Genomic DNA, 19,600 nt, shown 5'->3' with positions numbered 1-19,600 from the left:
TCAATTCTCCTTGATCAATTCGGAAGCGGCCATGGCGCAGCTTCGGCTGGCACTGGTGCCGGCCCGGCCGTGCAGCTCGAACCATTGGGTGTTCAGGCCGCACTCACAATTGGCCGGATGCAGGGTCGCCAGGTCGCTCATCACCACGGCATGGGCGGGACTGGAAGAGATGTAAGGCGAGACGAACGACAACAATCCCGCCTCGCCGAAGGGCTGGACGCTGAAGTTCGAGGGGTGACGTATGAAAGCTTTCGAATAGACCGGCACATGAAACCTGTGATGCGCACATTCGATGTACGGCACGGCGTGCTCGACGGCACCGTAACCGTCGCGGCAGCGGTGCGCCTCAATGCCCAGTTGCCGGGTGATGTGTTCATAGACCTCGTGGCGGGGGATCTCCTGGGCGGCCTGTTTTTTCCAGCCGCCTCCCAGAAATACCAGGGAGTCGGGGGCAAGTTTGAGGTTCGGCGTCGCGGTTTCACGCATGCGCTCAAGCGCATGACACAGCAGCGCCGGGAAGCCAAAGATCCGCACCGGCAGGCCCTCTTCGGCGAACTCCTGAAGGGCCCGGATCGCGCCAAAGACATCGAACTCATGACCTTTTCCGGTGCGCCGCAGCGCATGAAAAATCCGATTGGCCGGCGCGAAGCTGCGCAAGAACTGGTCTGTATGAGCGGTGCCGACGTGATTGACCTTCTCCGGTTCGTGACTGAACAACAGGTAGTTGCAGGGCGAATCCGGCGTGAACCAGCCGTAATGTTCAAAGATACGCGCCACCATGCCCTGGGCCGCGGCCATGCTGCGCTCGTCGTAGCGCATGCGGCTTTTCTGGCCGCTGGTGCCGGAGGATGTCAGCTCTAGCGCGTTCTCGCCGGTGGGGCTGAGCAACAAGCGCTGTTTGAAGTAATTGGCGTAGATGGGCGGCAAGCGCGACCAGTCAGTCAAATGCTCCAGATCCTCTACAGCCAGGCCGTTGGCGTTGAGCCAGTGTTCGTAGCCGGGGGTGTGGTGGCAATGGAACAGGCTGATTTGGGCCATGGCCCGATCAAACAGACCAGCAGGTACCGAATCGGGATCGTAAGGCTGCGCCAATGCACACAGCGCTTCGGCGTGGGGAAAATGAATCATGGGTAACGTTCCTAAGGGAGGGGATTTTCAGACGTGAGCGGCCGGTTGCGACAGGAACAGACGCAGCGCCACAAGGCAGCTGAGCCCGGCAATGCCGACCATCAAGGCAAAGGCGTTCAGGCTTGTTCCGGCGCCCAGCAGCGCGAGCAGTGAGCCGGCGGTGCTCATCACTGCGATGGAAATCATCCCGACCATGGCCGAGACCAGCCCTTTGCTGTCGTCGCTGGCGAACAGCGCCAATCGATACAAGGCCGCGTTGCCCATGCCCAGCCCCAGGGCGTAGAGCGCCAGGCCGCTGACCAGCGCGGGTACGCCAAGGTTGAACGGGCTGGCGATCACCAGTGCGATGAGGCCGGTAGACAAGGGCCACAGGCTGTAGCGCAATACCCCGCGCACGCCCACCCGCTCCACCAGGTGATTGAGCAGGAGATTGCCAAGGATCACGCCCGAGAACACCGGGATTTGCCACAGGCCATAGACCAGGGGCGACAGGCCCTGGTCCTGGATCAGCAACAGGGGGGACAGACCGATCCAGGCAATCAGCGGCAGGCTCATCAACCCCAGCGCCACGCACGCGGCCATGAAGCCGGAGTGACTCAGCAGCGCGCCATAGCGCCTGATGAGTGTGCGCAGTTCGAACGGCTCCAGGGCCGGTTGCCGGGGGCAGGAGTGCGCCAGACCGGGGCTTCGGGGCATGAATGTCCATAAGGCCAGCCAGCTCACTGCCCCCAGGCCTGCCAGCAACATGAACAGCTCGCGCCAGGACAGCCATTGCAGCAGCAAGCCACCCAGCAGCGGCCCCAGCAAGGGCGAGAGGAGGGCGAGATTGCCCAGCAACGCCATGACCTTCACAGCGTCCGACTCGTTGAATACTTCCTGTATGGCCGGGTAGCTGACCGCGATCACGAAACCCAGCCCCATACCCTGGATCAAACGAAGCCCGTTGAATCCCTGCATGTGGGTGACCAGGGTGATCGCTGCGCAAGCCAGGACAAAACCGGCACAACCGGCGAGCATGAATGCACGACGCCCATAGCGATCGGATAACGGACCGATCAGCCACGGCAGCAGAACACCGCCCAATAGATACAGATTGAAGGCGTAGGGGATTTGATCCGCGGGCGCATCCAGTTCCCGGGTCACCGCGAGCATGGCCGGCATGACCAGGTCGCTGGCCAGATAAGTCAATAGTTCGAAAAGAGCGATAGCCAGGCAAAAACCTGTCAATCGTATTGGCGAAAGAGTTGCCAGCAAGGTTTGCATGATTTCCAACGTCGATTTTCGGTAAGGAGGTAAGCGCCTCTTATTCGAGAATACGTTGGGGGAATTCAGGGCCGAAAGAAGTCTTCCCCTTTGTTTGTGGCAGAAATATGAGTTAATTCTGTAAGACAAAAGTCCGCCAGGGGCGGACTTCTGTGGTGATGCAGGTAATTAATCTGATGGGCTTCGGTTGCGTGAGTACGCCCGTTCGGCTGTACCATGAGACCCCGTCTGCTGCCCGCTATTTCCAAAACACGGTATGGGGCTGGCAAGCACGGGGATACAGAGCGGATACATTCAGGAAATTGGCAATGACTCAATCGCAACGTTTGAAATACTCGATTCTGGTGGTCCTCGTGGTTCTGGCGATCATGCTGGGACTGACCTGGATGCAGAACAACGGCATGATCAGCGAGCAGCTGTTTCAATACATCGCGATTGCCGTCGCGGTCATCGTGGTCGTGATCAACGGCGTGATGCGACGCAAGGTCAAGCCCTGAGCGCAGGCGTCACTCCCCGCCCTGGAGCACGTGCATGGCCTTGCGGTGCAAACTGTAGGTCTTATCGGGGTTAAGGGTGACGACACCCTCGCTGCACAGGCGCTTCAACACCTCGCGCACGCTGAGGAAGGACAATGGAATGTCCAGCCCCAGCAGTTGACTGTGTACGCCCCGCACACCCAGGCTGCGGTTTTCATCGGCGGCCTTGAGCAATGCATCGATGACCTTGAGGCGAATCAGGCTGGTTCTGAGGCCGAAGCTCTTGAGCAAAAGCCTGATGTGTTCATTGCTACCTCGTTCTGCTGGCCTGTCGAACAGGTTGTGAGTGGCTGTCGCCGGAACGCCGGTCGACCTGGGCTTGCCCTCCATGGGCTGACGCGCGTCATGCATGCAAAAACTCCTTACCAGCCTGTTCAGAAAAGGTCACGGATACTCTCCTGTAATAGGACGAACGAACGCGGCCAATCATGAAGGCAAAAAGCTGAAAAATTTGTCTGGAGGCGATCAAACGCCCGTAGTCAGGCGGTGCCAGGCCATTAATTTTTTTTCATCCCATTCGTTTTCAAGGGAGGCACATTCCGGCCAGGCACGCGGTATGTGAACTCCCAGGCAGCCGTCCTGGTTTTAGAAAGTATTGGATCAGGAGTGAACGTGAGAATGTCCGGGCAGTTATCGAGGTTTGGTCTCGCAGGTGTGTTTTTCGCAGTGAGCCTGGGGTTCAACTGCGTCGCCAGCGCTCAAAGTGATAAAGAACAGGCCAGTGCCGAGATCCGCCGCACCAGTTTTGGCGTGCCACATATCCGGGCTCAGGATGAGCGCGGGTTGGGCTACGGCATCGGGTATGCGTACGCTGAGGATAATTTATGCCTGCTGGCCAATGAGATCGTCACGGTAAATGGTCAACGCTCGCGCTACTTCGGCCCGGAGCAGGTCACGCTCGAACAGCGGGAGAACCGCGTCAGCGATGTATTTTTCAATTGGCTCAACACGCCGCAAGCCGTTTCCGGTTTCTGGCAAGCCCAGACGCCTCAAGTACAGCAACTGGTCGAAGGCTATGTGGCGGGTTTCAACCGCGCGCTGGCCGAACGCAAGGCCATCGGCCTGCCCGAGCAATGTGCCAGTGAGTGGGTGCGGCCGATCACCGCGCTGGACCTGGTCAAACTGACCCGGCGCCTGTTGGTGGAAGGTGGCGTCGGCCAGTTCGCCGAAGCCCTGGCGGGCGCTCAGCCGCCACAAGCGACGGCGGACGCTGGCGAGCCGAGGACAGGTTTCGCAGGCGCTGCGACCCGGCAGCAGCGTTTCGCCCTGGAGCGTGGTAGTAACGCGGTCGCCATCGGCAGTGAGCGCTCCTTCAACGGGCGTGGGATGTTGCTGGCGAACCCGCACTTCCCATGGCTGGGGGGCATGCGTTTTTACCAGATGCACCTGACCATTCCCGGCAAACTGGACGTCATGGGCGCGGCCCTGCCAGGCTTGCCCGTGATCAACATCGGTTTCAGCCAGCACCTGGCCTGGACCCACACCGTCGACACCTCTAAACATTTCACGCTGTACCGTCTGCAACTCGACCCGAAAGACCCGACCCGCTACCTGCTCGATGGTCAATCCGTACCGATGAGCCAACAGACGGTGACGGTGGACATCAAACAACCCGATGGCCAGGTGCAGAGCGTTTCGCGGGTGGTCTACGGCTCGCAGTTCGGTCCGATCGTGCAATGGCCCGGCCGGCTGGACTGGGATGACAAGTTCGCCTACAGCCTGCGCGATGCGAACCGGGAAAATGATCGGGTGCTCGCCCAGTGGTACGCCATGAACAAAGCCGTCACGCTCAAGGACTTGCAGAGTGCGGTCCATGAGATCCACGGTATTCCATGGGTCAACACCCTGGCGGTGGACGATCAGGGGCAAAGTCTCTACATGAACGTGTCGGTGGTACCGAACGTCGATGCCGACAAGTTGGCCCGCTGCAGCGACCCGCGGGCAGGGCTGCAACTCATCGTACTGGACGGCTCACGCGGCGAATGCGCCTGGGATATCGATCCCGAGGCCGTGCAAAAAGGCATTTACGCCGCCGACAAGCTACCGCAGTTGTTGCGCCGCGATTATGTGCAAAATTCCAACGATTCGGCCTGGATGGTCAACCCTTCACAACCCTTGTCCGGTTATTCGCCCTTGATCAGCCAGCAAGACCAACCGCTGGGCCTGCGTGCGCGTTTTGCTCTGCAGCGGCTGGGTCAACTGGCCAAGGACGGGCCGGTGAAGGTCGATGACTTGCAGCGCATGGTCATGGACGACCAAGTCTACCTTGCTGATCAGGTGATGCCCGACCTGCTGGGCTTTTGTGCCGGTGACCTGGGGGCCGATGCCGTGACGTTGACCCAGGTGTGCAACGATCTCAGGGTCTGGGATCGAACCGCTGGCCTGGACAGCGGATTGGGCTTCATTCATTTCCAGCGCATCATGGCGCAGTTGCAGGGGGTGCCTGATTCATGGCGTGTCCCGTTCGATCCGCAAGACCCGCGACATACTCCAAACGGCCTGGCGATTGAGCGTGCCCCGGTGCACAAGGCTGTGCGTCAAGCCATGCTGGCCTCGCAGGCCTCTGTGAAGGCCGCCGGATTGCCGAAGGATAGCCGCTGGCAGGACATCCAGGTTGCCAGCAGTGGCAGCCGGCAGACGCCAATCCACGGCGGCCCCGGTGAGCTGGGGATCTATAACGCGATTCAGAGCGTGCCAGGGGCCAACGGCAAACGGGAAGTGGTCAGCGGCACCAGCTATCTGCAAGTGGTGAGTTTTGATGGCAAAGGACCTCGGGCTGAAGGTCTGTTGGCATTTTCCATTTCCAGCGACCCGGCATCGCCGTATTCGGCCGACCAGACCCAGGCATTCTCGAAGAAGCAATGGAGTGCGCTACCGTTCACCGAACAGCAGATCAAAGCCGATCCGCACTATCAGACGGTGATCATCCGTGAGCGTGATGAGGCGGGCAGGGTGGCCGCGCACTGATCGCTGTTGTTTTACACAAAAGCCGCGACCTGATCAGGTCGCGGCTTTTTCAGTTGGACGGCCGTTGACCGATGGAGTTGAGGACTGGATTGCCGTCCTGGTTCTGCGTCAGGTAAACCGGCAGGACTTTGGGCAACGAAGGCACCAGGTTCTTCACTTCGTTGAGGTTGTAGATACCACCGATACGCAGGGCGCCCGTGCTGTTGTCGGCCAGCATGACGGGATGCTCGAGATAACGATTGATCAGCGGGAGTGCATCGCTGAGGGCAAGGTTGTCCAGCACCAGCTTGCCGTTGCGCCACGCCAGCGAGCTGTCGTTGGCATCTACTTCACGGATTTGCGGCTGATAGTCGCCAGCCTTGTAGCTGGCCTGCATGCCCGGCGACAGCTGCGAGCCGTTACTGGCAAGTGCCTGGTTGCTGGTCACCCATACCGAGCCCTCCACCAGCGTCACCCGGACCTGATCCTGATACATCCATACATTGAAGCGAGTGCCGGTCACGCGCACCTGGCCCTGGCCGGCCCGTACAACGAATGGGTGTTGTGTGTCATGGCTGACGTCGAAAAACGCCTCGCCCTTTTTCAGCGTCACCCGACGCTCATTCTTGTAATTGGCAAATACCAGTTCACTGCCCAGGTTCAGTTCTACCTGGCTGCCGTCACCCAGGGTGATGTGACGCACGCTTGCATCCGCTTCGAATCGTTCGTAGGAGTTGGCAACCCAGCCCAGGTTCCAGCCCGTGTAGGCGGCCAGGGGTATGCCCAGCACAAGCACTGCGGCTGCGACAGCCATCCGACTCCAGCGGGACCGAGGTCGCGGTATTGGCGCGGGAGATGGTGCCGCTTCGACACGCGGAAGATGATCGGCCACGGCCCAGATCTCCAGCATGGCTTGGTATTCGAAAGCGTGCAGGGGATCGGCATCGTGCCATTGTTTGAATGCCAGCCGTTCGGCGTCGGTGCAGTCGACGGCGTGCAAACGCATGCACCAATGCGCGGCCGCATCGGTAATGGCGTCGTATTCGGCTTCCGAGAGTGTATGTTCGGTCATTGACTCTTCCTGGTTTGCCGCATTCTAACCTTCGGCATGACCTGTCGAGAACCGCCATCATGGCGTTTGCACATCAAAATGAGCCTGTTTTTTCCGGTCAAAGGCTCGAACACCGGTATGTCGTGGTTATAGCGTGGCATACATCTCGTGAAAAAAAGATCAAGGCCCGTCCGCGCGCAGCGTTCGCAGAGGCCGTTTAAAACGTGGCCGCGGGACTCAAGGGTGGGGAGTCCAGCTGTCGACCCAGCTCACAGATGAGTAGCGTCATGGAGTCGGCGTTTCGCAAGATCACGTCGATGCGTGCTGTCGGTGAACCTGGATCCAGAAAGATACTGCGCGCCTCGCTCATGCTTCTGGCGCCGGTCATCTTCAGGATTTCCCGGGCCATATCCCGATGCTCGGGGAAAAGCTCCAGGCTCTTGAGCCCGCCGGCTGCACTGTCCCAGCCCATGAACAGTTTGGATCGTGGCGTGGTCAACGACAGCCCGTTGCGTTGCTGGTCCTTTTGATAATTGTATTTTGAATGTCCGAACTGAGTGGCATTGGAAATCAGGTCCAGAAACGGCAGTGCCGCGTCCAGATAGACAATATCGAGCGTGTCGAAAAGCTGATGAGAAACTTCGTGGATAAGCACCGCGGCCTGGGCGTGGGCATCGACATTGAAGGAATCCGGGACCGCGTCCTTGTACCAATCCAATCCGACCTCGAAGAAATACTGGGTCAGATAGATTCTTCCTGCCTTTTCCGGTTCGAGCACGAATGCGGTGGCTCTATCGTCCATGTATTTCAAACGGCCGATTACAAGGCGCTTGGCGTTGCGGGTTTCCCAGGACGGATCAGCCAATGCCCGGCACAGCGGCGAGACGGCGGTGTGTATTTTCTTGATCAGGCTGGCGTCGACTGTCCTCACCCCAAAAAACGTCTTCAGGAAGGTATCCAGCCGAGAGCCCGGCGGGACCTGATGTTTGATCTGATCCAGATTATGCAGGGCGTTGAATGAGTAATACCTGGCCACCTCCAGGGCCTGCTCGATCATGTTTGCGTAAGCCGGGTATTTGCGGCGTATTTGCGCCATGCCCCGAGCCTCAATGTTGAGCGACGTTGAAGCCTTGTAGTCGCTGTAGGAATTGGCCAGCGTTGACATCACTTTGCCGTAGCGAATGGTCTGCCGTTGTGGGTCTACGGTCCATTGCTGGTTATCAGGCGACTGCCTCAGTATTGGGCCCTCTCCCTGTTCATGGACCACGCGCCAGACCTGATTGGCTTTGGCCACCTGAAAAACCATGCCGGCAACAGGTGCGTAAAGCTTGTCGGACCCTGGGGCCCTGTAGGTTCCGTCGATCCGGTTCTTCTGCAGGTTGTGCAGGCTCACCTCCGTGGCTTCGAAGGCCCGCAGGTTGGTGCGCGTCGGGGCGGTGGAGGCGATGTCTTTCCAGCGGGGCGGGGTCGCCATGGAGGCGTTCTGCGTGCCGGGACTTATCGGGTCGAGCAGGCCGAAGGTGTCGTCGCGATTCAGGAAGCCAAGTGAGACCATCTCTGCCGCGCCGGCGATGAAGTCGTGCAAGCCTGCTTTCCAGTCATGCTGCTGCAGGGATTCAGAAGAGGCCTTGAAGTCTTGGTAACTTTCCCAAAGCGTTTCGATAAACGTCAGTTTGCCTTGCAACTGCCGCCCCACCAGTTTGACGCCGGCGCTGAACAAATGCAGGGCCGTTTCCCAGTCAAACTGGCGGTTTTTTTCTGTTTGTGCGCTCAGCATGTCCGATAACAGGGTTGTATTGTCGTTGAACAATACATCGAACAGGTTGGTCTTGATCGGATTGGAAGCCAGGGTGATTTCCGATAGAGAACCGACCGTGGCGGCGAACAGGTTCTTGAACGTGGCTTGCTGGCTTTCGGGAAGTCGACGAATCAGCAGGTCCTGCAACGCGCCCGGCGTGTTGAAGGCTGCAATGAGGCTGGCCTGGTCCTTGAACTCGGTGAAGTTGTGGCCCGCATGGTAGGGGGAATACAGCACATGGGGGGCAGTATCATCGGTGCTTGATCCGATCAGGTAGAGCCCCAGTGCCTTGATCGCCGCAGTTCCCCGGGTTTTGATCAGCTCCAGTGGACGAATCAACGCGCTGGCGCCGTCCACTGCCTGGCGTGCGATGGCATCCGGCATGTCCAGTACCTGGCGAATCAATTCAAACCCTGTGGGCGAAAGGTGCTGTTGTAGATGCAGTGCGTGGGCATGTTGCAACAGTTGCCAGGGCAACTGCCGGCGAAATCGCTGCTTTCTTTTCTGGCCATCGGTCGAGGTAGTGGAGAGTTCGTCCAGTACGATCTTTTTATAGGCGGTGGGGATGTCCAACGACAGCAGCATTTGCCTGACAGCCGTCTCGTTCAGGCTGTCGGGCAACGCGCGCCCGGAGGTCGAGGACACCCTGAAGCCTGTCTTTTGAGTGAATTCGGCATGATTGAGGGCGAACTCGGTCAAGCTGCTGGCGGGCCCCGCCAACGCATGGTTCGGGGTGATCAACAGGGTGGCGGGATCCAGGTCTTTTACGGCGAAACGCGCATCCAGGAGCGCTTTGAGCTTTTTGCTCACATAGGTGTGCAGGGGCTCGATACCGTCCAGATAATCCTCGTCATCGTCGACACTGCTTCTGTATTGCTCAAGCAGGTCAATCTGTAGGCGCTGTTCTTCAAGTGGTGCGGCGCCAAGCCAGGCGGGGAGTTTCTGTTGCAAGCGGATCGCCTGGGCGATACGTGTGGCGTGTGTCAGATTGGTAGGCGCGGCCTTTTCAAGCAATGTGCCCAGGCTTTTTACCCGTTCAGGCCCTGTCAGTTGCCAGTCCCCGCTCTTTAGCGTGCTCAGATACCTGTATTGGGCCTCGAACAGTGCGTTGAACGACTTCATCCGATTGAGCAGCACGTTGTCTTCGATCAGCTCAAACACATCCAGTTGATAGCGTCCATGGGGCTTGCGTTGGGCGGGCCAGAGGTTGGCGAGCAGACCAGAGCGCTTTCGTGAGTCGAGCAGGTGGCGATTCAATTGCTGGGTGGCAAGTTCGACTGAGGCAAACACTTGTAAACCGTCGGCCGGTGTCCAGAGAATTGCCAGGCCGGAATGAGGCGTATCCAGCCCGCCGCGTTCGGTCAGCAGGAAACAATTGGCCAGCGGCAAGGAGACGGTTTTGCCGTCCTCGGTACATGCCAGCCTCAGCGAATAGACATCGGGCCGGAAGCCCTTTACCCCGATGCGTTGAGTGCGGTCCGGATATTCGGCATCAAAGGCAAAGACCGCGGCGATAAGGTCGCGCGCGGCGGGAGACAGGGTTGCGTTGAGTTCTCTGAGTTCGGCTTCTGCACGTATTCCCAGGGAAAAGACGTTGGTCAGTTTAGGAAGAAGGCCTTTCAATGCGTGACGCAGCGAGGTGTCGCTGGAGAGTGGCAATCGGCTCAGTTCGGCATTCAAGGCCTCTTCGACACTGGCGTAGCTCTTGATCTTCCTCTCCAGTTGATCAGCCATGAAATTGGACGGGCGCAGGTCCCCGTAAAAAACCGGCTGCGTGCCCCAGTGTCCAGCGGTTTTTTGCGTCAGCAGGTTTTTGCCGATCAGGCTGCGTATGTCCAGGGCCTTGTCAACGAGCGCGTGGACGTCCACGTCCCCCTGGCGGGACATCTCCATTGCGAAATGAAGGTTTTTCGACTGTTTGCCGATGATCGCATCAGCCAGAGACTCGAATACCGGCCACGTCACCGCCTTACCTGACACCTGGGGATCGTCAAAGCGCAGGAAGCGGTTGCGCTCCTCCAGGCTGAGCAGACTGTAGAGTTCTTCCTTTCGCCCCGCGCCGGTGGGGGTATTGAGCAGCGCATCCTTGAAACCCAGGTAGTTGTCGACTTTCTCAAGGCCGTGGCTGGGGGTATAGAGATAGTGTCCCTTGGCGCTGATCATCAAAGAACCCGCCAGCTCTACGTAGAGCGGCTCATATTCCCAAAGACGCAGGGTTTCGATAAACAGCAGCGGTTCGTCCGGGCGAGATGGCCTGTACAGCCGCAGCAGTTCCTGGGCGTGTGCCTCGGTGAGTTGTCTTTTCTCCCGCTTGATCAGAATCGTGGCTTGTAGCGCATCGCTGAGAACTTGGGAAAGAAAGCGCCGGCGCGAGGTATTGAACGGGCCGGTGGCGTCCCAAAAAGTGTCGATACAGTGGGCAAGGCTGGGGATCAGGTTGCTGGCGGTCACCTTCAACACGCTCTCCCATTGACGCTTGTTTTGCGGTGATACGGTGATGCCTGGATGAATGAAGTCAACGTCTTGCCCGGCGGGCCGACCCTGGCTGTGGAAGTAGGCCAGGACCGCCTCGCTGAGCGTCATGCTTCTGGTCAACTGGCTTGCCTTCTGACTCCCCACGCTACTCCACGTGCTCATGGTTACGCGGGCCTGTCGATGATCAAAGTTGGACAGCACCTCATTCAAGATCGCGTCAAGCATCGTACTGAGGGAGGGTAACTTGATCAGTTCATCCACCATTGTTCGGGCGTTGAGGCTTTGAGCGAACTCGATGGACTCGACCAGGGTGTTGAAGACGTCACCGTCGATACGTTGCCGGGTAGTCCTGATCGCGGAGGTGCTGTTGAGTTCGGCGCGCTGGGAAATCGATAGCAGCCGAAAAAGATCGTCACGCTCGGCTGGACTGTCCAGCATCGCTTCCATCTTCTCTTCGAGAGCTTCGGGGCTGTCGAATTTTCTGATTCCGCCGTAGGGCGTGTAGAGGAACGCAGGCTGGGTCTGCGCTGCGTCTGCGTCTGTCAGCGCTTTGAGCACAAGGCAGCCGGCCAGCGGGATCGGCGCGTTTGCGTCGACCTGCAAGCGAATCGTTTCGGCAGACATGGGGGGCGTCTGTGCGGCGCGCAGCGTGTGGTTGGACAGGGACACGTGGTGCAGCCAGTCGAGGTCGGCCTGGGTCAATCCGTGGGGGGCGTTCAAGTCCTCCAGGTTATTGGCGGCCAATACCTCGGGAAATAATAACGGCGTAGTTGCAGTGGTCATCGTTGCTTCTCGCTCAAGGCGCCGCGAGGCGGCACGTTTGGTGGATGAGCGGCCAGACTAGGCAACGATCAATGAGCCAAGGTGGTACATAGTTACCGCACGCAAGCGCGGTGATCAGCGTAATCCGGCACGAGCAAGCTTTGCTCCGACAGTGAAGCGGTGTTTAATCAGCCGGCTGGTTCCCCTTACGCTGTTGCTACCTCCAACAATCACTCTGGAGCTTCAGATGTCTGCGCTATCCGATCATGCCGGTTCAAGCACCCTGTCTTTTTCCGCTTTGGTGAGCTTGCTGGAGAAAATATTCCTGCGACACGGCACGTCGGCCGAGGTCGCCCGGGCCCTGGCCGAAAACTGCGCCGGAGCCGAACGTGATGGCGCCCACAGTCATGGGGTGTTTCGCATTCCCGGTTATGTCTCGACGCTGAAAAGTGGTTGGGTCAATGGTCAGGCAGTACCCACGGTCGAAGATGTGGCATCAGGGTTTGTACGGGTGGACGCTGGTAACGGCTTCGCCCAGCCGGCCCTGGCCGCCGCACGTCCGTTGCTGGTGGCCAAGGCCCGCAGCGCCGGGATTGCAGTGTTGGCGATCCGCAACTCCCATCACTTCGCTGCCCTGTGGCCGGATGTCGAGCCGTTTGCCTATGAAGGTCTCGTGGCATTGAGCGTGGTCAACAGCATGACGTGCGTGGTGCCTCACGGTGCTGACCGTCCACTCTTTGGTACCAATCCCATTGCCTTCGCTGCGCCACGGGCCGATGGTGAGCCGATTGTCTTCGACCTGGCCACCAGCGCGATTGCCCACGGAGATGTGCAGATTGCTGCACGCAAGGGCGAGTCACTACCGCCAGGAATGGGGGTGGACAGCCTCGGTCAGCCGACCTGCGATCCGAAGGCGATTCTCGAAGGCGGGGCGCTCCTGCCTTTTGGCGGACACAAGGGCTCGGCGTTGTCGATGATGGTCGAGCTGCTGGCGGCCGCCCTGACCGGTGGCAACTTTTCCTTCGAGTTCGATTGGCACAACCATCCTGGGGCCAAGACACCCTGGACCGGTCAGTTGTTGATCGTGATCGACCCGAGCAAGGCCGCCGGGCAGAACTTCGCCGAGCGCAGCCAGGAGCTGGTCAGGCAGATGCATGGTGTCGGGTTGCGACGGCTGCCGGGTGATCGTCGACACAACGAGCGCAGCAAATCCAATGAGCGGGGGATCGCACTGGACGGGCAGACATTGGCGCAGTTGCGGGAGTTGGCGGGTTTGTAAAGCCGGCTTCGGATGAGGCTCTGGCGGTTCACGCATCTGTGGCGAGGAAATCTCCTCGCCACACTATCAGTGATCATTCAAACAGGTTTTTGCCAAGGGCTTAACGGCGTCCGAGCAACAACCCCACCACCAGGCCGAAGCCTGCGGAAATGGCCACGGTCTGCCATGGATGTCCGCCGATATAGACTTCGGTGGCATCGACCATCGGCCGGGTCCGCTCCCGTGCGCTGGCAACCGAATCCAGGGCTTGTTGCAGCTTCTGCGAGATCTGGTCGCGCAGGTTTTCAGCGTCTTCGCCGACCAGTGAGGCGCTGCTTTTGAGCAGCTTTTCCGATTCCTCAATCAAAGCCTTCAGTTCACTGAAGGCTTGATCCTTGATTTGCTCTCCATTCCCTTGCAGCGTGCTTTTGCGAGCCATTGAGGTACTCCTTGCTGATGATGGCAGTGAACAATGGAGTGCTGCCCTTGAGCAAAAGTTGCAGCGTCTGGCAGCGGCAGCACTGTGGATCATAAAACGTGGTTAAGACGCGCCTCTTCAAGGTGTAAGATGGCGCATATTTACGCAACAGGTAATTCCCATGAGTTTCAATCTGGCTGACAAGCCCCTGGCCGAGCGCGCGGCACTGGAAGACGAAAAGTCCCGACTTTTTGAACTGTGGCAAAACAATCTGGGCAAGGCCAAGGGTGACGCGGCCCGGTTGTTCGGCGAGCGTTCCAAGCGCAAGGGCAAGTGGTCCGAATGGGTACGTGCCGAACTGGACGGCATGTCGCCGCCTGAGTACGCCAACATGGTGCGCAGTGAAGTCAATCGTCTGATGGCAGCCAACAAATAAACCTCAGGCAAAGGTCGCGATGATAGCCTCACGCACCTTGACCACGGCCGGGTCCATCTGCGTATGGGTTCGCCAGCCCAGTTCGATCGGGTAGCGGGGCAGGTCCAGCGGGCAGGGCAGCAACGCCAGGCCACTGAGGGAGGCGATCGCCGCGGCGGCATGCAGCGGAATGGTCGCCACGGCCTGGCTGCCCTTGAGCAGGAACGGCAGGGCGGCAAAGTGGGTGGTCGAGGCACACACCCGCCGGCTCAGGCCAAGGCCGGCCAACCCTTCGTCGGTGATGCCGATGAACCCACCGGAAGACACGAGCAGATGCTCACGGGCCACGAACGCCTCCAGGGTCAGCGTCTGCTGGTCCTGCGTCAGGCTGGCCGGGTCGACGAGACAGGCGTAGTCGCCTTCGCCCAGTACCTGACGGCTGAGCAAGCGTTCGGTAAACCCTCCCGCCGTGATCGCCAGATCGAAACTGCGCTCCATCAGCGCCCGGCCGACGATCTGGCTATGGGTCTGGCGAAAAATCAATCGCAGCCCCGGCGCCCGTCGTGCCACGTCCTCGATCAAGCGCCGGCCATGGGCAATTTCGAAATCATCGGACAACCCGACGATGACCGAGCGACCTTCGTAATGACTGGCATCGGGGTCAACCATCGCCAGGCTCTGGCGACATTTATTCAGTGCGTCGCTGATCACCGGTTTGAGCTGATTGGCCCGTAAGGTCGGCGCCAGGCCGCGGCCAGTGCGCACAAACAATTGATCGTCATACAGGTTTCGAAGCCTGCGCAGCGCCGCGCTGATGGCCGACTGGGTCACGCCCAGGCGTAGCGCGGCGCGGCTGGCGCTGGATTCATCGTGCAGGGCTTCGAAGGTCTTGAGCAGATTAAGGTCGACATCCGCGATATTCATAACACTCATATCATTTAGCAGCGTATGGGGCTTTATTCATGATCGTCTGGCACCTGAAAATCAGCAACCCCAGATGATCGAGGAGTTGAAAACCATGCCCAAATCCATTGTGGCTGCCCTGCAGATCGGCTCGTTGCCCGGAGGCAAAGCTGACACCCTGGCGCAGATCCTTACCTATGAAGATGCCGTACGCCAGGCCGGAGCACGCTTGGTGGTGATGCCCGAAGCGCTGCTGGGTGGGTATCCGAAGGGAGAAAGCTTCGGTACACAGTTGGGGTACCGGTTGCCCGAGGGACGCGAGGCCTTTGCTCGTTATTTTGCCAACGCCATCGACGTGCCGGGCAGTGAAACCGAGGCCTTGGCCGGGTTTTCGGCGCGCACGGGGGCAAGTCTGGTAGTGGGTGTCATTGAGCGTGACGGCAGTACCTTGTACTGCACCGCCCTGTATTTCGAGCCCGATGCCGGCCTGGTGGCCAAGCATCGCAAGCTGATGCCCACTGGCACTGAGCGTCTGATTTGGGGTAAGGGCGACGGCTCGACTTTACCGGTGATCGACAGCCAGGTCGGTCGTGTAGGCGCTGCGGTGTGTTGGGAGAACATGATGCCGCTGTTGCGCACCGCGATGTACGCCAAAGGGGTGCAGGTCTGGTGTGCGCCGACGGTGGATGAGCGGGAGATGTGGCAGGTGACCATGCGTCATATCGCCCACGAAGGTCGTTGCTTCGTGGTCAGCGCCTGTCAGGTTCAGGCCTCGCCTCAGGCGCTGGGCATTGAAGTGGCGAACTGGCCTGCCGAGCGTCCCCTGATTGCCGGCGGCAGTGTGATTGTCGGCCCCATGGGGGACGTCCTGGCCGGTCCGCTTAAAGGCACAAGCGGGTTGTTGACCGCCGAAATCGATACCGATGAACTGGTACCGGCGCGCTACGACTATGACGTGGTCGGCCATTACGCCAGGCCAGATGTGTTCGAACTGGTGGTGGACGAGCGGGCCAAACCCGGCGTGCGTTTCACTCGTTGATTTACCAAGTGGCCGCGGTACCCGGCAAGTCCAGGGTGCCGCGATCCACGAAGCGCAGGGTGCCGAACAGTCCACCGGCCAGTTTGCCTTTGAGTACATAAGGCAGGTTGTCCAGGCTTTGGGTCTGGCTCAGGCCCAGCGTCTGGCGCAGCACGGAGAAAGCCGAGATGCTCACTGGCACGCTCAGTACCGCCTCGGAGAACCGTGGGATGGATCCGGTCTGATCGCTGACCCCCGATGCCAGTGTCCGGCCATTAACCTCGAGGTCGAGCGCGACACCGTTGTAATCGATGGCGGTTTCGTTAGGGTTCTGCAATCGCAGTTTCACGGCAAAGCGCATCTCCAGCTCCTGGCTGGGCAACGGTTCGATGCCCACCACGGTGATGTTCAGCGGATCGCGGTGCGGGAAGAGGGCGCAGGCGCTCAGACTGAGCAACATCAGGAAAAGGGACACACCGAGGGCTCTGCGCATGGATAAACTCTCACGATAATAGGTAGGGCAAACGGGCGAGCTGTTGAGCACGATAACCCACATCTCTCTCAAACCACCGCACATCACGCGGTTTCCCGTCCAGTTCAATCCAGACAGGGCTCATGGCTCCTGACAGTTTCTGACACCAGGCTCTGCTAATCTGCGTCAGTCTTTTTTCCGGATCGTCCATCGTGTCGCGTACCACTCGACTGCTCACATTATTGCAAGTCTTGCGAGGCAAGCGCTGCCCGGTTACCGCTGCGACATTGGCGGCCGAGTTGAAAGTGTCCGAGCGCACGCTCTACCGCGATATCGCCGAACTCTCGGCCCTGGGGGCGCCGATCCAGGGCGAGGCGGGCATTGGCTATGTGTTGCGCAGCGGCCTGTTCCTGCCGCCATTGATGTTCACGGCTGATGAAATCGAAGCCATTGTGCTGGGGCTGCGCTACGTTGATCAGCGTGGCGACGAGGTGCTGGGCAAGGCTGCTGCCGACGCTTTGGCCAAGGTGGCCGCAGTGCTGGCGCCTGACGTCCGGGATGCCCTGCGCAACCCCACGGTATTGCCCGGGCCTCCTGGCTATGGCTATCCACAGAATACGGTGGAGCTGAATGTGTACCGCCAGGCCATTCGCGCCCAAGCCAAGCTGCATATCGATTACGCCGACGTGAACAAAACCCCCAGCCAGCGCCTGATCTGGCCGTTGGCCCTGGGTTTTTTCAATGAGGCGCGGGTAGTGGTTGCCTGGTGTGAACTACGCGGCGCCTATCGGACCTTTCGCACTGACCGGATTGCTTCTGCCACCGAGCAGGGCGAGCGCTATCCTGGCCGGCGCAGCGACTTGTTGCGCGCCTGGTTCAAGCTGATGGAACTGGACGAAATGGGGCGTTTCACTCCTGACAAAAACTGACACAAGGCTGTTCTAGCATGGTGTCAGATCGATAAAACAAGGAGCCCTACCATGTCCAATCCCGTCTCTTCCCTGGCCCCGGCCATTGCCGGCTACATTGCAGCCGCCAATGCCCGTGACAGTTCGGCGGTGACGCGTTTTTTCGCCGAGGATGCCAACGTGTTCGATGAAGGCCAGCACCGCGCCGGTACCCAGGCCATCGCTCAATGGATGGAAGACACCGCCCGGCGTTTACAGCCTCGGGTCGAGGTGCTCAATGTGCAGCAACGCACCGGCAAGGTGCTGGTGCATAACCTGATCTCCGGAACTTTCCCCGGCAGCCCGCTGGAGTTGCGCTACACCTTCCGGCTCGACGAGCAAGGGAAGATCAGTCGGCTGGATATCTCGATCTAGATGTTTGCACGTTGGTTCGTCAACACCTGTGGCGAGGAGATAGATCGCCCTCGCCACAGGGTTTTGTTTGGGTTCACAGACAGGTGAGATCACTCACTCAAAGCCGCCGACATGGCATACTCCCCGACCTCGTTTTCCGGATCAGGGCCGTATGACTTTCGACTCCCCCTTGAGCGCCTGGCAGCATGCCATCGAACACCATGGCTTTGTCCAGGATGAAGCCCAGGAACTGGCCATCATGGCTCTGCAAGAGTGCCACCAGGCACTGCACGAGGGGCGCAAGTCGATCCAGGGCGTTTATCTCTGGGGGCCGGTCGGCCGCGGCAAGACCTGGTTGATGGACCGTTTCTACGAAAGCCTGAGGGTGCCGGCCCGTCGTCAGCATTTCCATCATTTCATGGCCTGGGTGCATCAGCGCTCGTTCCAGCTTACGGGCACGCCGGACCCTTTGCAGGCATTGGCTGCAGAACTGAGCCAAGAGGTCAGGGTGTTGTGTTTCGACGAGTTGTTCGTCACCGACATTGGCGATGCCATCATTCTGAGCCGTCTGTTTCAGGTCATGTTCGAGCGGGGCATGGTGGTGGTCAGCACCTCCAACCTGCCGCCCGAGGAGCTTTATGCCAACGGCCACAACCGCGAGCGATTCCTGCCCACCATCACGGCGATCAAGCAGCACATGCGGGTCGTGCCGGTGAACGGATGGCAAGATCATCGCCAGCATCCGGGAGCATTGCAGCAGCGCTACTGGCTACGCGACGGCGGACAACCCGATCCGTTGGAGGCTGTTTTTGCCCAGTTGACCGCAGGACAGGCGTCCAACAGTTTGCCGATTGAAGTTGGCCATCGTCTGCTTCAGCCCGTGCGGGCCAGCGATACGGTGCTCTGGAGTCGTTACGCGGATATGTGCGAACAGCCGTTCTCAGCCATGGATTTCATGGCACTGTGCGACCGTTTCAAGGCCATTCTGATCAGCGACGTACCCAATCTGAGCGCCGAGCAGCGCGAGGGGCGCATTGCCCGTGGAACCGAAGACGGGGTTGAAAGGGTCGAGGCCGGTGATCGTGAGTTGCCGCAGTTGTCCATTCATGATGACGGTGTGCGACGGTTCATTGCCCTGGTCGATGAATGCTACGACCGCAAGGTGCCGTTGTACCTTTCGGCACAGGTACCGATGGACCGGTTGTACACCGAGGGCTATCTGCAATTCCCGTTTCGTCGTACGCTCAGCCGCCTGCAGGAAATGCAAATGCAGCGTTTTGGTCAGTCCGCCTGACCGTATCCCGCCGACGGCACCGGAGCCGTCGGTACTACCGAAGTGAGATGGAACGCCGTGGAAGAAACCAGGGACATTCTTGTATTGCAAGCCAGCTACACCAATGCAGTCCACGCCGAAGCAATCTGTTATGTGCTCAACGGCTATGCCGAAGATCCAATGGGCGGTGGTCAGTCGCTGCCGCCGGAAGTGCTGCTGCATCTACCCGAGGAACTGGCCAAGCGCCCGCATGCCTTCAGCGTACTGGCTTTCGTCAACGGCGAACCAGCGGGCCTGGTCAATTGCTTCGAAGGTTTTTCGACCTTCGCCTGCAGACCGCTGGTCAATGTCCACGATGTTGTGGTGATGAAGCCGTTCCGCGGGTTGGGGTTGAGCCAGAAGATGCTGCAGAAGGTCGAGGATATCGCCCGCCAGCGGGGTTGCTGCAAAATCACCCTGGAAGTGCTTGAAGGCAATGCCATCGCCCAGGCCAGCTATACCAGGTTTGGCTTTGCCCCTGGCATGTTCGACCCGGCCCATGGCCGTATGCTGTTCTGGACAAAGCCCCTGTAGAGGCCGCTCC

The 19,600-nt window shown here is 59.4% G+C and carries 17 protein-coding genes; 9 read left to right on the top strand and 8 right to left on the bottom strand.

All coding sequences use genetic code 11. The annotated features are described in order from the left end of the window. Positions 1-1,128: a LuxE/PaaK family acyltransferase gene (locus BW979_RS18425; RefSeq protein ID WP_076384991.1), complete on the bottom strand. Its 1,128-nt coding sequence runs from the start codon at positions 1,126-1,128 to the stop codon at positions 1-3. 27 nt (positions 1,129-1,155) lie between these two features. After that, positions 1,156-2,391, bottom strand: coding sequence for an MdfA family multidrug efflux MFS transporter (locus tag BW979_RS18420; protein WP_076384989.1), 1,236 nt, complete (start codon positions 2,389-2,391; stop codon positions 1,156-1,158). 308 nt (positions 2,392-2,699) lie between these two features. On the opposite strand from BW979_RS18420, the gene BW979_RS18415 reads away from it, so the two are divergent. Beyond that, positions 2,700-2,888, top strand: coding sequence for a hypothetical protein (locus BW979_RS18415; RefSeq protein WP_047226561.1), 189 nt, complete (start codon positions 2,700-2,702; stop codon positions 2,886-2,888). Between the two features lie 9 nt (positions 2,889-2,897). Here BW979_RS18415 and BW979_RS18410 read toward each other — a convergent pair whose 3' ends face one another. After that, positions 2,898-3,278, bottom strand: coding sequence for a fe2+ zn2+ uptake regulation protein (locus BW979_RS18410; protein WP_047226560.1), 381 nt, complete (start codon positions 3,276-3,278; stop codon positions 2,898-2,900). 267 nt (positions 3,279-3,545) lie between these two features. On the opposite strand from BW979_RS18410, the gene pvdQ reads away from it, so the two are divergent. After that, a complete protein-coding gene (pvdQ, locus tag BW979_RS18405; RefSeq protein WP_076384987.1) occupies positions 3,546-5,894 on the top strand; it encodes a bifunctional acylase PvdQ in 2,349 nt (782 codons plus the stop codon). A 49-nt stretch (positions 5,895-5,943) separates the two neighbouring features. On the opposite strand, the gene BW979_RS18400 is transcribed toward pvdQ, so the two are convergent. After that, positions 5,944-6,945 (bottom strand): FecR family protein, encoded by a 1,002-nt coding sequence (locus BW979_RS18400; RefSeq protein WP_076384985.1) that lies wholly within the window; start codon positions 6,943-6,945, stop codon positions 5,944-5,946. Positions 6,946-7,141: 196 nt separating this feature from the next. Continuing rightward, positions 7,142-11,821 carry a dermonecrotic toxin domain-containing protein gene (locus tag BW979_RS18395; RefSeq protein ID WP_231990583.1) on the bottom strand — a complete coding sequence of 1,560 codons (4,680 nt, stop codon included), beginning with the start codon at positions 11,819-11,821 and terminating at the stop codon, positions 7,142-7,144. Between the two features lie 385 nt (positions 11,822-12,206). On the opposite strand from BW979_RS18395, the gene BW979_RS18390 reads away from it, so the two are divergent. Beyond that, positions 12,207-13,238, top strand: coding sequence for an Ldh family oxidoreductase (locus BW979_RS18390; RefSeq protein ID WP_076384981.1), 1,032 nt, complete (start codon positions 12,207-12,209; stop codon positions 13,236-13,238). Positions 13,239-13,338: 100 nt separating this feature from the next. Here the strand turns inward: BW979_RS18390 and BW979_RS18385 are convergent, their stop codons facing one another. Then, on the bottom strand, positions 13,339-13,656 hold the full coding sequence (locus tag BW979_RS18385; RefSeq protein WP_047226556.1) for a DUF883 family protein: 318 nt from the start codon (positions 13,654-13,656) through the stop codon (positions 13,339-13,341). Positions 13,657-13,816: 160 nt separating this feature from the next. Between BW979_RS18385 and BW979_RS18380 the strand changes: the two genes are divergently transcribed. Further along, complete coding sequence (locus tag BW979_RS18380; protein ID WP_076384979.1) at positions 13,817-14,071, top strand: hypothetical protein; 255 nt, start codon at positions 13,817-13,819, stop codon at positions 14,069-14,071. Between the two features lie 3 nt (positions 14,072-14,074). Here BW979_RS18380 and BW979_RS18375 read toward each other — a convergent pair whose 3' ends face one another. After that, the gene (locus BW979_RS18375) at positions 14,075-14,974 is read right to left on the bottom strand and encodes a LysR family transcriptional regulator (protein ID WP_172833799.1); all 900 of its coding nucleotides are present in this window, start codon (positions 14,972-14,974) and stop codon (positions 14,075-14,077) included. Positions 14,975-15,068: 94 nt separating this feature from the next. Between BW979_RS18375 and BW979_RS18370 the strand changes: the two genes are divergently transcribed. After that, the gene (locus BW979_RS18370; protein WP_076386674.1) at positions 15,069-15,992 is read left to right on the top strand and encodes a carbon-nitrogen hydrolase family protein; all 924 of its coding nucleotides are present in this window, start codon (positions 15,069-15,071) and stop codon (positions 15,990-15,992) included. Between the two features lies 1 nt (position 15,993). Here the strand turns inward: BW979_RS18370 and BW979_RS18365 are convergent, their stop codons facing one another. Beyond that, on the bottom strand, positions 15,994-16,464 hold the full coding sequence (locus tag BW979_RS18365; protein WP_047226553.1) for an LEA type 2 family protein: 471 nt from the start codon (positions 16,462-16,464) through the stop codon (positions 15,994-15,996). Between the two features lie 191 nt (positions 16,465-16,655). Between BW979_RS18365 and BW979_RS18360 the strand changes: the two genes are divergently transcribed. The 4 genes from BW979_RS18360 (at position 16,656) to BW979_RS18345 (ending at position 19,590) form a co-directional block, all read left to right on the top strand. Next, positions 16,656-17,372, top strand: coding sequence for a helix-turn-helix transcriptional regulator (locus tag BW979_RS18360; RefSeq protein ID WP_047226552.1), 717 nt, complete (start codon positions 16,656-16,658; stop codon positions 17,370-17,372). A gap of 51 nt (positions 17,373-17,423) precedes the next feature. Beyond that, positions 17,424-17,765: a nuclear transport factor 2 family protein gene (locus tag BW979_RS18355; RefSeq protein ID WP_047226551.1), complete on the top strand. Its 342-nt coding sequence runs from the start codon at positions 17,424-17,426 to the stop codon at positions 17,763-17,765. A 151-nt stretch (positions 17,766-17,916) separates the two neighbouring features. Further along, positions 17,917-19,038: a cell division protein ZapE gene (zapE, locus tag BW979_RS18350; RefSeq protein ID WP_076384977.1), complete on the top strand. Its 1,122-nt coding sequence runs from the start codon at positions 17,917-17,919 to the stop codon at positions 19,036-19,038. Positions 19,039-19,095: 57 nt separating this feature from the next. Next, positions 19,096-19,590: a GNAT family N-acetyltransferase gene (locus BW979_RS18345; RefSeq protein ID WP_047226549.1), complete on the top strand. Its 495-nt coding sequence runs from the start codon at positions 19,096-19,098 to the stop codon at positions 19,588-19,590. The last annotated feature ends 10 nt before the right edge of the window (positions 19,591-19,600 follow it).

Origin of the sequence: Pseudomonas sp. A214, assembly GCF_900156295.1 — a bacterium.
GTDB classification, from domain to species: Bacteria; Pseudomonadota; Gammaproteobacteria; order Pseudomonadales; family Pseudomonadaceae; genus Aquipseudomonas; species Aquipseudomonas rhizophila.
Note: the sequence above shows the minus strand (reverse complement) of the source record. Positions and strands in the feature narration are given on the sequence as shown.

Coding starts and splice junctions, on each gene's coding strand:
- BW979_RS18355 (WP_047226551.1), top strand. CDS start 17,424: ATGTCCAATCCCGTCTCTTCCCTGGCCCCGGCCATTGCCGGCTACATT.
- BW979_RS18375 (WP_172833799.1), bottom strand. CDS start 14,974: ATGAATATCGCGGATGTCGACCTTAATCTGCTCAAGACCTTCGAAGCC.
- BW979_RS18390 (WP_076384981.1), top strand. CDS start 12,207: ATGTCTGCGCTATCCGATCATGCCGGTTCAAGCACCCTGTCTTTTTCC.
- BW979_RS18410 (WP_047226560.1), bottom strand. CDS start 3,278: ATGCATGACGCGCGTCAGCCCATGGAGGGCAAGCCCAGGTCGACCGGC.
- BW979_RS18365 (WP_047226553.1), bottom strand. CDS start 16,464: ATGCGCAGAGCCCTCGGTGTGTCCCTTTTCCTGATGTTGCTCAGTCTG.
- BW979_RS18380 (WP_076384979.1), top strand. CDS start 13,817: ATGAGTTTCAATCTGGCTGACAAGCCCCTGGCCGAGCGCGCGGCACTG.
- zapE (WP_076384977.1), top strand. CDS start 17,917: ATGACTTTCGACTCCCCCTTGAGCGCCTGGCAGCATGCCATCGAACAC.
- BW979_RS18415 (WP_047226561.1), top strand. CDS start 2,700: ATGACTCAATCGCAACGTTTGAAATACTCGATTCTGGTGGTCCTCGTG.
- pvdQ (WP_076384987.1), top strand. CDS start 3,546: ATGTCCGGGCAGTTATCGAGGTTTGGTCTCGCAGGTGTGTTTTTCGCA.
- BW979_RS18370 (WP_076386674.1), top strand. CDS start 15,069: ATGCCCAAATCCATTGTGGCTGCCCTGCAGATCGGCTCGTTGCCCGGA.
- BW979_RS18400 (WP_076384985.1), bottom strand. CDS start 6,945: ATGACCGAACATACACTCTCGGAAGCCGAATACGACGCCATTACCGAT.
- BW979_RS18385 (WP_047226556.1), bottom strand. CDS start 13,656: ATGGCTCGCAAAAGCACGCTGCAAGGGAATGGAGAGCAAATCAAGGAT.
- BW979_RS18395 (WP_231990583.1), bottom strand. CDS start 11,821: ATGTCTGCCGAAACGATTCGCTTGCAGGTCGACGCAAACGCGCCGATC.
- BW979_RS18425 (WP_076384991.1), bottom strand. CDS start 1,128: ATGATTCATTTTCCCCACGCCGAAGCGCTGTGTGCATTGGCGCAGCCT.
- BW979_RS18420 (WP_076384989.1), bottom strand. CDS start 2,391: ATGCAAACCTTGCTGGCAACTCTTTCGCCAATACGATTGACAGGTTTT.